This is a genomic window from Arthrobacter sp. GAS37 (assembly GCF_044908325.1).
Classification (GTDB): domain Bacteria; phylum Actinomycetota; class Actinomycetes; order Actinomycetales; family Micrococcaceae; genus Arthrobacter; species Arthrobacter ramosus.
This window is the reverse complement of the sequence record NZ_JBIYDB010000005.1, coordinates 204495-219790: the sequence shown is the minus strand read 5'-3', so window position 1 is coordinate 219790 and position 15296 is coordinate 204495. Positions and strand designations below refer to the sequence as shown.

The following is a 15296-nucleotide window of genomic DNA, read 5'->3' as shown; positions in this document are numbered from 1 at the left end:
CACCGGCCCCCGCCACATACGTCGGGATCAACCTCCCCCAGACCAAAACACCCCAAAAAATAGCCCAGTGACTCCACACAGCTTGACAATTCTCGAGCGTCAGTGAAAAACACGACATAAGTGAGCGAGCGTCGGTGAAAAACACGACATAAGTGAGCGAGCGTCGGTGAAAAACACGACATATGTGAGCGAGCGTCGTCCGTCCAGCCAGGAACTAGCGAAGCCGCATGCCTGCCCAAAAAGCGAGCCGCTCGCACCGGAGAGAGCCGGTTATCCGGCAGCGTGCGTCAAAAGCGAGGTACGAGCTAGCACGCCGAGGATAACCGGCTCTCTCCGGACAACGGATGCCGAGCCTTAGATTTCCGCCCCTTCGAGCAGTTCCGTCACGAGAGCCGCGATCGGCGAGCGTTCGGAGCGCGTCAGGGTGATGTGGCCGAACAGCGGGTGCCCCTTGAGGGTTTCGACGACGGCGGCAATGCCGTCGTGCCGGCCGACGCGGAGGTTGTCGCGCTGGGCGACGTCGTGGGTCAGGACGATCTTGGAGTTCTGGCCGATACGGCTCATGACCGTGAGGAGCACGTTCTTTTCGAGCGACTGCGCCTCGTCCACGATCACGAAGGCGTCATGGAGTGAACGTCCGCGGATGTGGGTCAGCGGCATGACTTCGAGCATGCCCCGGTCCATGACTTCTTCGACGACTTCCTGGCTGACGAGTGCACCGAGGGTGTCGAAGACCGCCTGCGCCCAGGGGTTCATCTTCTCTGCCTCGGAACCGGGCAGGTACCCGAGTTCCTGTCCACCCACCGCGTACAGGGGGCGGAAGACAATCACCTTGCGGTGCTCCCGGCGTTCCAGGACTGCCTCGAGTCCCGCACACAAGGCCAGGGCCGACTTTCCAGTGCCCGCCCGTCCGCCGATCGAGACGATTCCGACGCTGGGATCCATGAGCAGGTCGATCGCAAGCCGTTGCTCCGCTGAGCGGCCGTGCAGTCCGAAGACATCACGGTCGCCCTTGACCAGCCGCACTTGCTTGTCCGCGCCCACGCGGCCGAGGGCGGAGCCCCGGTTGGAGAGCAGCACCAGGCCCGTATTGACGGGCAGCTCGGCCGCCGCGGGGATGAACACCGGTTCGTGCCCGTACAGGGTGGTGATCTCGTCCTCGCTGGCTTCGATCTCTGCCATGCCGGTCCAGCCGGAGTCCTTGACGAGTTCATTGCGGTATTCGTCCGCGAACAGCCCCATCGCGGAGGCTTTGACGCGCATGGGGAGGTCTTTGGAGACGACCGTGACGTTGTGGCCTTCGTTGGCGAGGTTCTTTGCGACTGCCAGGATGCGGCTGTCGTTGTCCGCGCCGCGGAATCCTGCCGGCAGCACTTCGGTGGACACATGGTTCATCTCGACACGCAGCGTGCCGCCGTCGGATCCGATCGGAATGGGTTGATTCAACCCGCCATGCTCGATACGCAAGTCATCCAAGAGCCTCAGGGCCTTGCGGGCGAAGTAGCCCAACTCGGGATCGTGGCGTTTGCCTTCCAATTCGGTAATGACCACGATCGGGACAATGACTTCGTGCTCCGCGAAGCGCAACAGGGCGTGCGGATCGGAAAGCAATACGGAAGTGTCAATCACATAGCTTCTGCCAGTCGGGGTCCCGGACTTTGCAGTCCGCCCACCGTTGGCCCGCTTGGTGCGAGAGGTAGCTGAACTTTCCCCGTCGGAAACGACTACGGGCAGTTGCTCAGAAATAGCCACATCGACTCCAGCCCCGGGCGAACCCGGCTTATTCGTGAGGCGGCTCGGCCGGAAGGCCGGGCGCGGCCCCCCACGTAACTGGTGCGATGATTCGCTCCATCTACTGGCCTCCCCGATCAGCAGGCGGTTTACCTACTGATGGGATTAACGTATTCCCGTGCGATTACATTTCCGGTTAGCCCAAACGGCGATTCGTGAAGACAAAATGTGAACTTCACGTAAACGGGAGCGCACTGGGATGGCGCGTGTCAGGAACCGAAGCGGCGCTGGCGGCCGGCATAGTCCCGCAGGGCCCGCAGGAAATCGACCTTGCGGAACGCGGGCCAGAGTGCCTCGCAAAAGTAAAACTCGCTGTAAGCGCTTTGCCACATGAGGAAACCGGACAAGCGCTGTTCACCTGATGTGCGGATCACCAGATCGGGGTCCGGCTGGCCTCGCGTGTAGAGGAAACGCGAGATGTCGTCCACTGAAAGCTCATCGGCCAGCTCGGTGATGTTGCGGCCGTGCGCGACAGCGTCGTGCAGTAGTTCCCGCACGGCGTCGACGATCTCGCGCCGTCCGCCGTAGCCGACGGCCACGTTCACATGAAGCCGCTCGCGGATCGGAGTGCGGGCCGTGAGCTTGTTGAGCCGCTCGGCGAGATAGTCCGGAAGGAGCTCCGGCGCACCCATGGCGTGGACCGAGATATCGGCGTCGTCATCCAAGCGATCGAGGGTATTGGCGATGATTCCCATGAGCAGTTCGAGCTCTTCACCGGACCGGTTCATGTTGTCCGTCGAGAGCATGTACAGCGTGACGACTTTGACTCCAAGTTCCTGGCACCAGCCGAGGAATTCGTGGATCTTGTCCGCGCCTGCCTGATGCCCTTCGCTGGTGGGAGCGTTGAATTGCCGCGCCCAGCGGCGATTGCCATCAACCATGACGCCGATGTGCCGGGGAATCTTCTCCTGCTCGAGCGAACGGAGCAGTTTGCGCTCGTAGAAGCCATAGAGGAAGCCGGGCCACTCCATCCGGACACTCACCTGACTTCCTTTGAACAGCACGTGAAAAGCGAAACAAACGACGACGGCGGCTGGCCTGGTTGGCAGCCGGCCCTCCAGCCAAACAACAATCGGCACCTCCGGACTGCAGCCGTAGGCGCACCACCAAGGCTACCTTCCCAAGCTAGGCAGTCGGCACACCTCAGCGGGCGAAAACTAGTCGAAAACGCGTTACTCGGCAGTAACTTATCGGGGCGCGGGTTACGCTTTAACGATGTCGGAGCTGCTCACAACCAAACCAAGGTGGCGCGGCTGGATACATGCTGTGGCCACGCCTTTCGCCGTCGCGGCAGGGATCGTCCTCGTGACGATGGCGCCTACAACGGATCGCAAAATCGCCTCCGCCATTTACGCTTTCACGGGTGTGCTGCTCTTCGGCGTGTCCGCGGTCTACCACCGCGGCAATTGGGAGCCGAAGACCAGGATGGTCCTCAAGCGCCTGGACCACACCAACATCATGCTGGTGATCGCGGGCAGCTACACACCCCTCGCGTGGTCGCTGCTGGAGCGCCCGAAGGCCGTGCTCCTGCTGTGGATGATCTGGTCCGGAGCACTGCTGGGAGTGCTGTTCCGGATTCTCTGGACCGGCGCTCCACGTTGGCTCTACGTGCCCATCTACGTCGCGCTGGGCTGCGGGGCGCTGTTCTACTTGCCCGAGTTCTTCGCGGCGAACGTTCCGGCCGCGATCCTGATCTGTGTGGGAGGGGCCCTTTACATCGCTGGCGCTGTTTTCTACGGGATCAAGAAGCCCAACTTCAGTCCGTTGAACTTCGGCTTCCATGAACTCTTCCACGCACTCACGGTGCTGGCCTTCGCCGCACATTTCGCCGCAATCATGATCGCCGTGCTGAGCTAGCCGGCGGCCTCCGTCATCGCTTCAAGGCGCTGGACCAGCTCCTCGACAGAGCCAAGCGGCAGGTCACACACCATCCCCCGGCACAAATACACCTGTGGTGAGCCGTCCGCAGCAGCCGTGCGGGCCTCAAGCAGCGGCACCTCCGGTTCCGTGGCGCGGGACCCGGGGAGCGCGCCGTCGTCGGCGGCTTTTTCGCCAGCCAGACCCAGCTGGACCGCCACCACCAGCCCCGGGCTCGGCGAGGCCAACAGAGCGCGATGGAGTTCCCGCTGCTTCCGGCCTGGAGGGCCGGAGACGGCGGCCTCTATGGGGCCGGCCACGGCCGCCTGGCCGGTCGCAAGCAGCCATCCCGCCACCCTAGGCGCCCGCCCGGCTATCGGCGGCAGGAGCGACAGGATGCTGCTTGCCATGGCCCTGTGCTCGTGCGAACCGGAGTACGCCGCGTAGCTCAGCAACACTCCGGCAAAAGCCGCCGCCCCGCTCGGCGCCGCATTGTCGAAGGGGTCCAGGCCCGCGTGCTGGCCCTGCGCGTTGAAAACCTGGGCCGACTCCCCCACGGAGTCCGACAACCTGCCGTCCACCACGAAGCGCGCGCAGGCTCCGCTGATCAGCTCCTCCGCGAACCCGTACCAGCGCCGCTGGCCGGTCACGGCGTAGAGAGCCAGGAAGCCTTCCGCGCAAAACGCGTAGTCTTCCAACAGGCCGCTGATCCCTCTCGCAACGCCGTCGTGCGAGACCCTGATCAGCACCCCCGCGCCGGGTCTTGAGGTGCCGGCGTTTGAGGCACTGGATGTTTCGGGGCCGGACGCCGGACGCCAATGCACGCGCATCAGGTACTCGGCCACGTTTTCCGCGGCAGTCACCAGTTCCGGCCTGTCCAGGACCGCACCGGCTTCGGCAAGCGCCGCGATGGCCAGGCCGTTCCAGCCCGCCACTACTTTGTCGTCGCGCGCCGGCTGGGGCCGGCCCGAGCGTGCGGCGCGCAAGGCGGGCATGACACGGTTCCACAACCGCGATTCCGCGCCGGACAGACGGCGACCGGGATGGAGCGGAGATCCAAGCTCCGAGACCGTCCCGGACGGCCCCACGTTCATCAGCCGGGCCACGGCCGCGCCGTCCTCCGGGCCAAGCACGGCCTCGAGGCTCGCAGGAGTCCAGAGATAGGACGCACCTTCGTGATGCACTCCGTCCACCACGGTATCGGCGTCAAGGGAGGAAGCGAGCCCGCCCGGGTTTGCGGGACCGCCCACGCCGAGCGAATCCAGCATCCAGTCCGCCACCCGCGACGCCACGCTCGCGGCCTCGCCGGCCGGCAGGACCCAGTCGCCCTGGAGCCGGACCCAGTGGACGTAGGCGCGGAGGAGCTGGGCATTGTCGTAGAGCATCTTCTCGAAATGCGGAACGGACCAATCCGCGGTCACGGAATACCGGGCGAAGCCGCCGTCGAGCTGGTCACACAGCGCGGAACGGGCCATGGCGGCGAGAGTGCGGCCCGCCATGTCTCGGGCGGCGTCCGAGGTATCCGACGGCACGGCAGCGTGCCGTATCAGGAACTCAAGAACGGCCGACGGCGGGAACTTGGGAGCGGCGCCGAAGCCGCCGCCGTCGGGGTCTTCCGAACGGGCGAGAAGACGCACGGCTTCCGACAGCAGGCTTCTGTCCAGGCTTTCGGATGGTCTGTCGAGGAACACCGTCGAGGCGATCTGGGCATTGGCCATGCCGGCGGCGAGCCCCCGTGCGTTCTGCTCGACGGCGTCCCGGCGTTCCAGCCACGCCTCGCGGACCGCCTCAAGCACCTGGCGGAAGGACGGCCTTCCGGGCTGTGGCGTTGGCGGGAAATAGGTGCCTGCATGGAAGGCCAAGCCATCGGGCGTCAGGAAGACGGACATGGGCCAGCCGCCCTCGCCGCTGATCGCCTGGGTGGCTGCCATGTAGATCGAGTCCACGTCGGGGCGTTCTTCGCGGTCTACCTTGACGGCCACGAAGTGGGCGTTCAGGTAGTCGGCGGTGTCCTGGTCCTCGAAGGACTCGTGGGCCATGACGTGGCACCAATGGCACGCAGCGTAGCCAATGCTCAAGAACACTGGTACGTCACGACGCATTGCTTCAGCAAAAGCCTCATCCCCGAAGGGAAACCAATCCACCGGATTGTCCTTGTGCTGCAGGAGATAGCGGCTGTAGGCGCTGGCAAGTCGGTTCACAATTTCCATCATCGCTCAGACCCGCGGCAGGGGCCCAGTGACCTGGCGATGCATGTCCTGATGCAACAGGCGCTACATCACTGTTTACCAGTGGCAATTGCATCATCCATCACTGTTCGCCAATGACAGTTGCATCAAAGTCAGTGATCGTGCACTACAGATAATCCTGTGATGTTGCGAGCGTTTGGACTCAGATCGCAACCAGGAAGCGCGGGCAACAGACAGGCAAGCGGCAGGCTGCCCCGGAGAACCGTAGGACTCGCATACTCTTCCCTGCTCCCTGAGGAGTGTGTATCGGTGGTTTGATGTGCTCGTTTATGAGGCACGAACTTGCCTGCGAAATCGGCACAAACATGCCGATCCCGCGACGATCACCACATGTTCACCAACTTCGAGTTCCGAAAGCAAACGCCGGCCAGACTCGCCGTCGACGGTGAAGGAAAGAGTTGGTGGTGCATCCGCGTAGGTCCCCGGAACTGGAGGCTCGTCCCTGGTTCGCCGCCGCTCGGATTTGAGGTGGTGGTCACAGGAGGCTCACGGGCAGAGCGCACCGATGCCGTTACCTGCAGTTTTCCTATAGACCAAGACGCTTCTACGGCAGCCGTTCGCCGATGCTGCACTGGAGGCATGCTCAGCTATGAAGACATCATCCTGCTCGGAGAGGAACGGGTTCTCGTCATCCAGGAGCACGAGGATGGCCGCTGCTGGTGCGGCGAGACCTGGGATTGGCCGGCACCGCCCAGTCATCCAAGTGTTTAGGTTCGTGGCCGCTTCCCAGCACAGCGCTGGTCCGGTCTAAAGCAACACCGTCGATGCGCGGCCAGAGACGTACATGAACCTGGATCATCAGGGACCCAGTCACGACAAAGTAAAAGGCGGCCGCCATTCGTACATGCGAATGACGGCCGCAATTTATGGAGGGGCAGTGACTAGACCAGTTCCCCGTGTAGCGGGTCAACAACTTCGACTGGGTACTTCGGTGCTCTGAACACAAAATTCCGCAGAATGGGGTAGAGCCCAAGCACGATCACCAGACTGACAAGGAAGCCCAGTGGCGTGATCCGTGTCTCGGACAGAACGGAACCAACTACGGCAGCCAGGACAACGGAGACGACGCCGGCCCAGTTCACCGCCTCTGTCTCGTTGCCGATCACCGACTTGCGCTTTCTGACGATGAAGTAGTCGGCGATAATGACGCCGGCGAGAGCCGTCGTGGATACGCCCAGGACGCCGAGGAAACTGGCCAGTAACCCGAGGATGTTTCCGGAGATCATTAATAATGCCACGACGTTTCCTGCAATGACGGCGCTGAGCCGGCTGGGGCTCTTCCCTGTCAACCCCTCCACGAGATTGACCAGGGAGAGGGATCCGGAGTACGTGTTAAGAACTTGGGCTTTGACCTGCGCGACGTACATCAGGATGAACCCAACGATCCCGAAAATGATGACGAAGTAGGCGCCGGTGTTGTTGGCAATCATCCACGACACTTTGTCCGCTACTGATTCCCCCACTTGGGTTTCAGCGGCGGCGGGGTTCCGCGTCAGGAAATCGGTAACGGAATTCGCGCTGGCGTGAACGATGACGGCACCGAGGATGACGACGATGATGTCAATCATGATGGCGCCTCCTACGGCCAGGATCCCCACGTCTCTGGTTGATCGGGCATAGCGGGCGTAGTCAGCGTCTACAAGTGCAAGGGCTCCAGCGCTTCCGGCCAGCATGGAAATGACGAGTCCAAAGTTGGCCATTTCGTTGCCGGTGCCACCTATGGGACCTGCCCCGAGAATGTCTCCTAAGGAGAGCGGGGAGTTTGCCAGAGCCACCGTGGCCATCGTCACCGTGAGTACGACAAACGCGATCAGAAGGATGATGGACGTTCGCTGTACGGCTTTCATTCCGTAGATTGTGAGCAGAATCCAGACCGCCGTGAGAACGCCGTAGATGAGAACTGCATTCAGCAAGCTTGGTGCCCAACCGAACATAAAGAGTGTTCCGTAGTACAGCAGTGCATTTTCGAGGGCAAGGAATCCGAGGATCATGAAGGCGAAAATGAGGGAAGCCAGAACAGATCCCCGACGCCCCAGCCCGTAATAGCGTGCGGTTACCGTACTGGAGGTACCGGAGACGTAGGCAACATGGCCTACCATCCAGCCCAAGGCACCGCCAAATACCGCTACGAGGACACCGGCCAGAATGCCCCATCCCACGCCGGCGATCATGGTGACGGCAGCAGCTATGGCCACCTCGACAAGAGTTGAAGCGATTCCGGCGGTGTTGGTCATCAACCCCCAACCGGATTTCCTTTCAGAAAAAGGGACGGGAGTAAGGGCATGATCCTCGACTTTCGCGGAGAATGACTGCCCCCCGGAAGCGGAATGGTCAGCTGTCACTTTAAGCCTTTCTTCGGCACGTGGACGCCAGTCGGCGTCCGAGGTGCACGCTACCAAGCCGCCTGCGCAAATGTCACTAGATTTTAACGATCGTCAAAAAGAGACTAGATTTGTGACTTCAGGGAAGTTCCTCCTGATCGCAGAGTGCGCCTCCCTGGCGTCGCATGAAACAGCCTTGGTTGTCGCTTCGGGAGGGGGTGTCATATGCGGATAGTCCTAGGACCCGACAGCGGACACCATCGTCCCGAGCGAATCGCGCCAGGCTGGACACCACCCCCGAGAGCCAGGCATTCGACCCAGTTCGCTGGCAGAAACCTGATCCGCAGCCTTGCCGGCGGCTTTCAGGCGAGAGTGAAGAACTGACCGGTCTGCTTGCCTTCGATGGACCTAACACACTCTTGTCCGACGTCAGCGAGATCCACAGATGGAAATCCGGGGAAGAAGTCTCCGTGCCCATCGAGGGCCTCAATGAAGTCGGGTCCTTACAGAAGTGCGCCGGAAGCTATACCAGGCACGTCAAGAGGCTCGAGCAGGTGTAGATAGTGCGGAAGTTGCCATGAAGGTCACTCCACCGGCCCGGGAATCGGCCGCCCATGGCTCATTCCTGGCCGGGAGGGGCCTATGGCTCCGAGGGAAATCCGGCGCGACAGACTCTTTGCGCGCACCTCGGGTCCCATCTACGTTAAGCCAATCTGCCAGTCGAGCGAGTGACTTGCATCACGCAAAACGGCCAAAGGTCAGCGTATAACGGATAGTCCGATCCCGCCGCCATCTCCAGAATTGTAGAACGTTAGTAAAAAGTGACTGGAGGTGTACTTCATGTTGGTGGACAGCATGATGGGGCGGACGACCATTGCAAATGTGCAGGAGTCCGAGGTGGCGGCAACCGAACTCAGATCAGTCATGAGGCATTGGGCAACCGGCATCTGTGTCGTGACCACCGCGACAGCCGGCCGGCGAGCCGGACTGGTGATGAACAGTTTCACCTCGGTCTCCCTGAATCCGGCTCTGGTCTCTTGGTGCGTGGACAAGGCATCTACAAGTTTTGAAATCTGGATGGAGACAGACAATTTCGCCATCCATGTCCTGGATCAGGACGATGCACACTACGTCCCTCGGTTCGCGCAGCGAGGCGTGGACAAGTTTGAAGGCCTCAAGACACAGCTGGGCGCTACCGGCGCCCCAGCATTGCCGGACGCGGCTGTCCGGCTGGACTGCCGGCTGTGGACCCGCTACGAGGGTGGAGACCACATCATCTTGGTTGGCCTGGTTGACCAGATAACCCAGCCGGATTCGATCAATCCCCTGTTGTCCCAGCAGCTTCGCAAGCCTTAAATCTGAGTAATTGCAAAAGCATATTTCCCGAAGACGAGAAAGTGACGCCATCATCCCATGAACAGAAAAGACCACTTCAAGCTTGGGCTATTCTCGGCGAATTGCTCCGGCGGTTTAGCCGTAACCAAGATCCAAGAACGTTGGGGAGCCACCTGGGAGGAGAATCTCAGAATGGCCCGCATCGCCGACAAGGCGGGAATCGACTTTCTGCTGCCCATCGCACGGTGGATCGGCTACAAAGGGGACACGAACTTTCACGGTTCCGTTCTTGAGCCAATTCCGTGGGCTGCTGCGCTGCTGGCATCCACGGAGCGGATATCTGTCTTTTCAACCGTTCACACGGCATTCAATCACCCGTTGGTGACTGCGAAGCAAATTGCCACCCTGGATGCGATCGGAGGCGGCCGTGCCGGCTTGAACATCGTGGCGGGCTGGAATCAGCCGGAATACGAAACAATGGGCGTGGATATGGCTGACGCCCATGATGACCGCTATGGCTTCGCCCAGGAGTGGTGGGACGTGGTGCGTGAAGCGTGGGAGCGCGATGAAATCTTTGACTTTGACGGCAAGTTCTTCTCACTGAAGCATGTTGAGTCATTGCCGAAGCCCGTGGGCGGGAGGGTGCCGATCCTGAACGCCGGGTCGTCTGCGCAGGGGAGGTCCTTCGCCGGACGGAATTCAGATTTCGTGTTCACAGTCGTCGGCGGTCCGGAGGACGGAGAGGCTGTTGTGCGCTCAGTGAAGAGCCAGGCGATGAGGGAACACCAGCGGGACGTCGGCGTGCTGACGCTGAGTCACGTGGTCTGCCGGCCCAGCCGTCAGGAGGCTACGGATTACTTGCATTACTACGCTGAGGAAAACGCCGACTGGGGAGCGGTGGACTACCTCATGAACCTGCAGGGCCTCCACGCGGAGTCCTTCACCAAGGAAATGCTGGGCACGATGCGGTCCCGATTTGCAGCCGGTCACGGCTCCTGCCCGCTGATCGGGACACCGGACGACGTTGCTGCGGAAATTGCCAGGTTTGCCAAAGCAGGATTCGATGGCATGACTTTGGCTTTCTTAGACTACGCGGGCGAGCTTGAGTACTTCGTACAGGAAGTGCTCCCGCGCTTGGAGAAGCTGGGTGTTCGCGAACCGGTCCTTGCCAATGTATAGGAGTAATGACTATCGTCAAAGACACTCTATATATCATTCGGATGGTAGAGGAGCTCCGGGCGGGACCGGGACCACGGTCCCCTTCAGGGAAAGGTCACTACATGGGCTCAACTGGGGCGGGCGACACTTGTTCACGTCAGTTGTCTGCGGACAGACCCCTTGCGGCACATGCTCTAACCCGCAGCACCTCGCCAGCTGTTGTCCGGGACTCCGTCAACAGCCTGACGTCCGATGAGCATCTGCTGGTTCCGCATCAGGGACGCGGAATTGACGGAACGGTCAACGGCCTGGTGGCCGGCGCCATCAGCCTGGTTTTTGTCTCCTTCGGCACTGGGGTCACCATTGTCAGTCCACCCTCGGGTCGCAGGGCGCTGCTCGTCATCCCGCGGGGTCCGATGCTCGTGGAATCCTGCGGCAACCAATGGGTAGCGAACACTCCGTTCGCTTTGAGCTCCCACCATCAGACCAAGATGGTTCCGGACCCACTGCGCGGAGCCCTGGTTGGCGGCGTCGACGCCGATGTGCTGGAAAACTATTTGGCAGCTACGTCGAATCGGGTGCTGGTCAAGCCGATTTCCCTTGCCAGCGACGTTCCATTACAGCTCAGCAATCCAAACATGGTGACGCAAACCTGGTTGGAAGCCTGCCGCCAGTTGGACCAGGGCCTCCCTGGAGAGTCTGTCACATGGCTTGAAAATATCCTTCTGGCCACAATGTCCGCAGGGCTTGCTCCTTTTCTGGAGCCGGCCTTCGCCCCCTTGCCTGGCAACAAGGGGGCTCCGGCGTACGTTGAATCGGCCTGCAATTACCTAGAGCAGAACTTGGGAGCAAACATCCGGATTGACGACGTCGCCTCTGCCGTCGGGATCAGTACAAGGCAGCTTCATAATGCCTTCCAAGCACACGTCGGCCAGAGTCCTGCGCACGTCCTGCGCGACATGAGGCTGGCACGTGCACGCCGGATTTTAGAGGGACAGGCAGGTCCAGCCGCGGCCACGGTCGCCGAAGCCGCCTTCGACGCCGGATTCTCCCACCTTGGGCGGTTTGCCGCGTATTACAGCGAAAAGTACAAGGAATCTCCGTCCGCTACCGTCCAACGATTGCGGGGACGTCCCCCGGCAGCAACGGCGGGTCCGTTGAGTGAGTCATTGAGGACCACTTGACCTGAAGCCCGCGCATAAGGGGCTCTGGTAAGCCTTGCGGGACCGGCGTAGATTCAGATCACTTGGCAGCGGTGCACTTCAAAGGAGCCTGTTGTGGCCGGATGGAATGCAGACAACGCGGCGGGTCCTGTTGGGCAGGGTGCCGTGACACTTGTAGAAGGATCCGCATTCTGCATCTCATTGCAGAACGGGGACATCTTTCCCCATCACCCGCATGGAGTCTTCCACGAGGACACCAGGATCCTCTCCCGCTGGTCCCTGAGCGTTAATGGCCAGACGGTGGAGCCCCTGGGTGCGTGGACGCCGTCGCCATATCAAGGAATGTACGTCGGCAGGGCGGTGGGCACCGACGGCCGGGCGGACAGCCCGCTGACGGTAGAGCGCCGGCGCGAAGTCGGTGTGGGGATGTTTGAGGACATCACCATCCAAAACCATGCACCCAAGCAGGCCTCGTGCGACGTCGAGTTGTTTGTGGACACGGACTTCGCAGATCTCTTTGAGGTCAAAGAAGGACGGTTTCACCGGCAATGGGAACATACCCGGCGATACGGCGACGGTGCCGTCATCATGGAGGCCGCTTGGGAGGGCGCGCGCAAGGGCGTGATCATTCGAGCGCCCGGTGGTGAGGCAGGGACGGAAGGGCTCGTTTTCCACATTTCGATTCCGGCCCATGGAGAATGGAGAGTCCGGGTGACCGCCGACCCGATGCCGGATGCAGGCACTCCCACCCAGCCGACCGTCCACACAGCAGCGTCAGACACTGTCTCACCGCAGTTCCAGCGGCAGCAGTCCTGGGATGCAACCATCCCTCCCGTACGAATAGGCAACAGGTCCCTTGAGCGAACCGTCTATCGCAGTTACGCCGATATCGGTGCTTTGCGCATTGTTGACCCGCAGCATCGTGATCGGATGGTGGTCGCGGCCGGGGCGCCGTGGTTCATGGCACTCTTCGGCCGGGATTCCTTGCTGGCCTCCTTCATGGTCATGCCCATCAACGCCCCTTTGGCCTTGGGGACGCTCCAAACCCTTGCCGAGCGGCAAGGGATTGTGGTTGATCCCCTGACCGAGGAACAGCCAGGCCGGATCCTCCACGAGGTGCGGCTCGGCGTCGGGACAGGCTTGGCACTTGGTGGAAAGTCAGCCTATTACGGCACGGCCGATGCCACTCCCCTGTTCGTGGCCTTGCTGGGTGAAGTGAGCCGGTGGGGCCTTGCCACTGAGGATATCGCCGCTTTAGTACCGCACGCAGACCGCGCGCTGGACTGGATCCGGGATTATGGCGACCGCGACGGCGACGGGTTCGTCGAGTACGAACGCCTCAACGATCGGGGCCTGATCAACCAGGGGTGGAAGGACTCCTGGGACGGCATCAACTTTGCCGACGGACGCTTGGCTGAAACGCCTATCGCGTTATGCGAGGTGCAGGGCTACGTTTACAGCGCCTATACCGCCCGTGCGTGGATGGCCCACGACGCCGGCGACCGCGCCTTGGCAGCCGAATTACGGGAACGTGCAGAGCTCCTCAAGAGACGGTTCAACGAACAATTCTGGCTGCCCGAACGCGGGTACTATGCCATAGCGCTGGACCGGGACAAACGACCGGTCGATGCCTGTGCCTCCAACATGGGCCATTGCCTGTGGACCGGCATCGTGGATGACGACAAGGCCCGGCAGGTTGCTGACCGGCTGATGTCCCCGGAGATGTTCAGCGGGTGGGGCGTACGCACACTGGCCACGGACATGGGCGCCTACAACCCGGTCAGCTATCACAATGGTTCCGTGTGGCCGCACGATAATGCACTGATTGTCGCAGGGCTGCTGCGCTATGGATTTGTTGAGGAAGCCCAGCGGCTTGCTTCAGCCTTGATGGAGGCTGCCGAACATACCGACCATAGGTTGCCTGAATTGTTTTGCGGTTACAGCCGCTCCGACTACCCCCAGCCGCTGCCCTATCCCACGGCATGTTCACCCCAGGCCTGGGCGGCGACCACTCCGATAATGTTGATCCGCAGCCTCTTGCGTTACGACGCCCATCTGTCGTTGGGTGGGCTCTGGATTGATCCTGTGCTGCCGGCATCGTGGGGAGATTTCAACGCTACCAATGTGGACATGGGTGGGTCCCGCTTCTCCTTCAAGGTTTCAGGCTCCCGGGTGGAAGTGGAGGACCTACCCGAGGGAATTGTGCTCCACCGCGGCATGCGCCCTTCGCTGGCAGACGTTGACCAATTGGACAGACTTCGCCCGAGCGAATAGCGGATATCCGCTAGCAAGGTTAGCGGCGAAGGCTCTCTGAAGGCAGCTCGCCGAACGTGTCGAGGTAGAGGGCCGAGAAGCGCCCTTGATGGGAGAAACCGCAGCGCTCTGCGATCGAAACTATGGTTTCCTCTCCGGGGGCAGCAGCAAGAAGCAGTTCCCGGGCCCGGTCCAGGCGCACTCTCCTCAACAACTCCGACGGCGTTGCCCCCACCTCGGAGCGAAGTGCCAGTTGCAGGGTGCGCACCGACACTCCCAGATTCTCTGCGATGTCCGGAACCGCCAACTCCTCAGAGGCGTGCCGTTCCAGCAGTTCCCGGAATTGTCGTATCAACCGGCTTTCGGAAGCCGGACTGGAGTGGTCAGCCTCCGTCACAGGATCCATTGCCAAGAGCAGCCGTGAAACCATCGTGTCCGCGAGCAGCTTCTGGACGAAGCCTGGAGCTGTTCTCTGCTGCTGGCTGATCATGTCGTCGTGCAGTTCGACGACGGACCTCAAGAATGCCCGCCCAGCAGAACCCGTGAGGTCCATCGCGTAGCCGAGCTTAACGCCCTTCTCCGGATCGCCGCCGCCCGGATAACTACTGCGCAGATCATTACCGTGCGGATCCTCGCCGTAGAGTTGCTCCGCGACAGATGCAAGGGCGAGGCGGCTCACGTAGACAATCAAATGCGGGGTTCCGCGATCCCACGTCATGGTGAACGGGCGGTCGATCGGCGGAACTGTCGCGGTTTTGGGGCTGGAATCCACCGAAGATGAGCCCACCTCCATGTGCGCGTGGCCCGCGAGGGGAATCTGGATCAGATGAAAGTTCTCCAGCCCTTCAGGACTGATCCGGACGTCAGCGCCATAGTCCAGGAATTCGATGCCAACATCACCGCGGTGCAGCGAGCGCAGCTTCATGTCCACGGACGTCCCCCGGGTTTGCGGAACGAGGTCGTGACCGCAGAACAAATCGGCGATTTTCTGGTGCGCATCGTCGACGTCCGTCGTGGTCACTGTCGGGAGGCCCCTGAGGACATCACGGGGAAGGATCCTCACCATTGCGCGTTCCTTCCCCGGTTTTCGTTTTTTGGATGAGCCCTGCGCCAAGCGGATAGACCCGTTTTTCGCCTGTGAATAGAGTCGCTCTTAGAACAAGTATGAC

The 15296-nt window shown here is 61.4% G+C and carries 11 protein-coding genes; 6 read left to right on the top strand and 5 right to left on the bottom strand.

Annotated elements, in window-relative coordinates; genetic code table 11:
• Positions 1-354: 354 nt before the first annotated feature.
• Together ABH924_RS07245 and ABH924_RS07240 are read right to left on the bottom strand one after the other, a co-directional pair.
• Positions 355-1629: a PhoH family protein gene (locus ABH924_RS07245; RefSeq protein WP_404497841.1), complete on the bottom strand. Its 1275-nt coding sequence runs from the start codon at positions 1627-1629 to the stop codon at positions 355-357.
• Between the two features lie 371 nt (positions 1630-2000).
• Positions 2001-2762, bottom strand: coding sequence for an isoprenyl transferase (locus ABH924_RS07240; RefSeq protein WP_234751350.1), 762 nt, complete (start codon positions 2760-2762; stop codon positions 2001-2003).
• Between the two features lie 244 nt (positions 2763-3006).
• On the opposite strand from ABH924_RS07240, the gene ABH924_RS07235 reads away from it, so the two are divergent.
• Positions 3007-3648 carry a hemolysin III family protein gene (locus ABH924_RS07235; RefSeq protein WP_404497840.1) on the top strand — a complete coding sequence of 214 codons (642 nt, stop codon included), beginning with the start codon at positions 3007-3009 and terminating at the stop codon, positions 3646-3648.
• Here ABH924_RS07235 and ABH924_RS07230 read toward each other — a convergent pair.
• A complete protein-coding gene (locus ABH924_RS07230; protein WP_404497850.1) occupies positions 3645-5858 on the bottom strand; it encodes a thioredoxin domain-containing protein in 2214 nt (737 codons plus the stop codon). The two genes, ABH924_RS07235 and ABH924_RS07230, sit on opposite strands and share 4 nt — an antisense overlap.
• Before the next feature lie 618 nt (positions 5859-6476).
• Between ABH924_RS07230 and ABH924_RS07225 the strand changes: the two genes are divergently transcribed.
• Positions 6477-6608, top strand: coding sequence for a hypothetical protein (locus ABH924_RS07225; RefSeq protein ID WP_404497839.1), 132 nt, complete (start codon positions 6477-6479; stop codon positions 6606-6608).
• A 170-nt stretch (positions 6609-6778) separates the two neighbouring features.
• Here ABH924_RS07225 and ABH924_RS07220 read toward each other — a convergent pair whose 3' ends face one another.
• A complete protein-coding gene (locus ABH924_RS07220; RefSeq protein WP_404497838.1) occupies positions 6779-8131 on the bottom strand; it encodes a hypothetical protein in 1353 nt (450 codons plus the stop codon).
• Positions 8132-9058: 927 nt separating this feature from the next.
• Here ABH924_RS07220 and ABH924_RS07215 point away from each other — a divergent pair.
• From ABH924_RS07215 to ABH924_RS07200, 4 genes are all read left to right on the top strand, one after another.
• Positions 9059-9574 (top strand): flavin reductase family protein, encoded by a 516-nt coding sequence (locus ABH924_RS07215; RefSeq protein ID WP_404497837.1) that lies wholly within the window; start codon positions 9059-9061, stop codon positions 9572-9574.
• 57 nt (positions 9575-9631) lie between these two features.
• A complete protein-coding gene (locus tag ABH924_RS07210) occupies positions 9632-10732 on the top strand; it encodes an LLM class flavin-dependent oxidoreductase (protein WP_404497836.1) in 1101 nt (366 codons plus the stop codon).
• A gap of 101 nt (positions 10733-10833) precedes the next feature.
• Positions 10834-11895 (top strand): AraC family transcriptional regulator, encoded by a 1062-nt coding sequence (locus tag ABH924_RS07205; RefSeq protein ID WP_404497835.1) that lies wholly within the window; start codon positions 10834-10836, stop codon positions 11893-11895.
• Between the two features lie 93 nt (positions 11896-11988).
• Positions 11989-14148: a glycogen debranching N-terminal domain-containing protein gene (locus ABH924_RS07200; protein WP_404497834.1), complete on the top strand. Its 2160-nt coding sequence runs from the start codon at positions 11989-11991 to the stop codon at positions 14146-14148.
• 19 nt (positions 14149-14167) lie between these two features.
• Here the strand turns inward: ABH924_RS07200 and ABH924_RS07195 are convergent, their stop codons facing one another.
• A complete protein-coding gene (locus ABH924_RS07195; RefSeq protein WP_404497833.1) occupies positions 14168-15193 on the bottom strand; it encodes an AraC family transcriptional regulator in 1026 nt (341 codons plus the stop codon).
• Between the last annotated feature and the right edge of the window lie 103 nt (positions 15194-15296).

Excerpts from the sequence above, each read along its gene's own strand:
- ABH924_RS07240 (WP_234751350.1), bottom strand. The coding sequence starts at position 2,762 with ATGGAGTGGCCCGGCTTCCTCTATGGCTTCTACGAGCGCAAACTGCTC.
- ABH924_RS07235 (WP_404497840.1), top strand. The coding sequence starts at position 3,007 with ATGTCGGAGCTGCTCACAACCAAACCAAGGTGGCGCGGCTGGATACAT.
- ABH924_RS07230 (WP_404497850.1), bottom strand. The coding sequence starts at position 5,858 with ATGGAAATTGTGAACCGACTTGCCAGCGCCTACAGCCGCTATCTCCTG.
- ABH924_RS07225 (WP_404497839.1), top strand. The coding sequence starts at position 6,477 with ATGCTCAGCTATGAAGACATCATCCTGCTCGGAGAGGAACGGGTTCTC.
- ABH924_RS07220 (WP_404497838.1), bottom strand. The coding sequence starts at position 8,131 with ATGACCAACACCGCCGGAATCGCTTCAACTCTTGTCGAGGTGGCCATA.
- ABH924_RS07215 (WP_404497837.1), top strand. The coding sequence starts at position 9,059 with ATGTTGGTGGACAGCATGATGGGGCGGACGACCATTGCAAATGTGCAG.
- ABH924_RS07210 (WP_404497836.1), top strand. The coding sequence starts at position 9,632 with ATGAACAGAAAAGACCACTTCAAGCTTGGGCTATTCTCGGCGAATTGC.
- ABH924_RS07205 (WP_404497835.1), top strand. The coding sequence starts at position 10,834 with ATGGGCTCAACTGGGGCGGGCGACACTTGTTCACGTCAGTTGTCTGCG.
- ABH924_RS07195 (WP_404497833.1), bottom strand. The coding sequence starts at position 15,193 with ATGGTGAGGATCCTTCCCCGTGATGTCCTCAGGGGCCTCCCGACAGTG.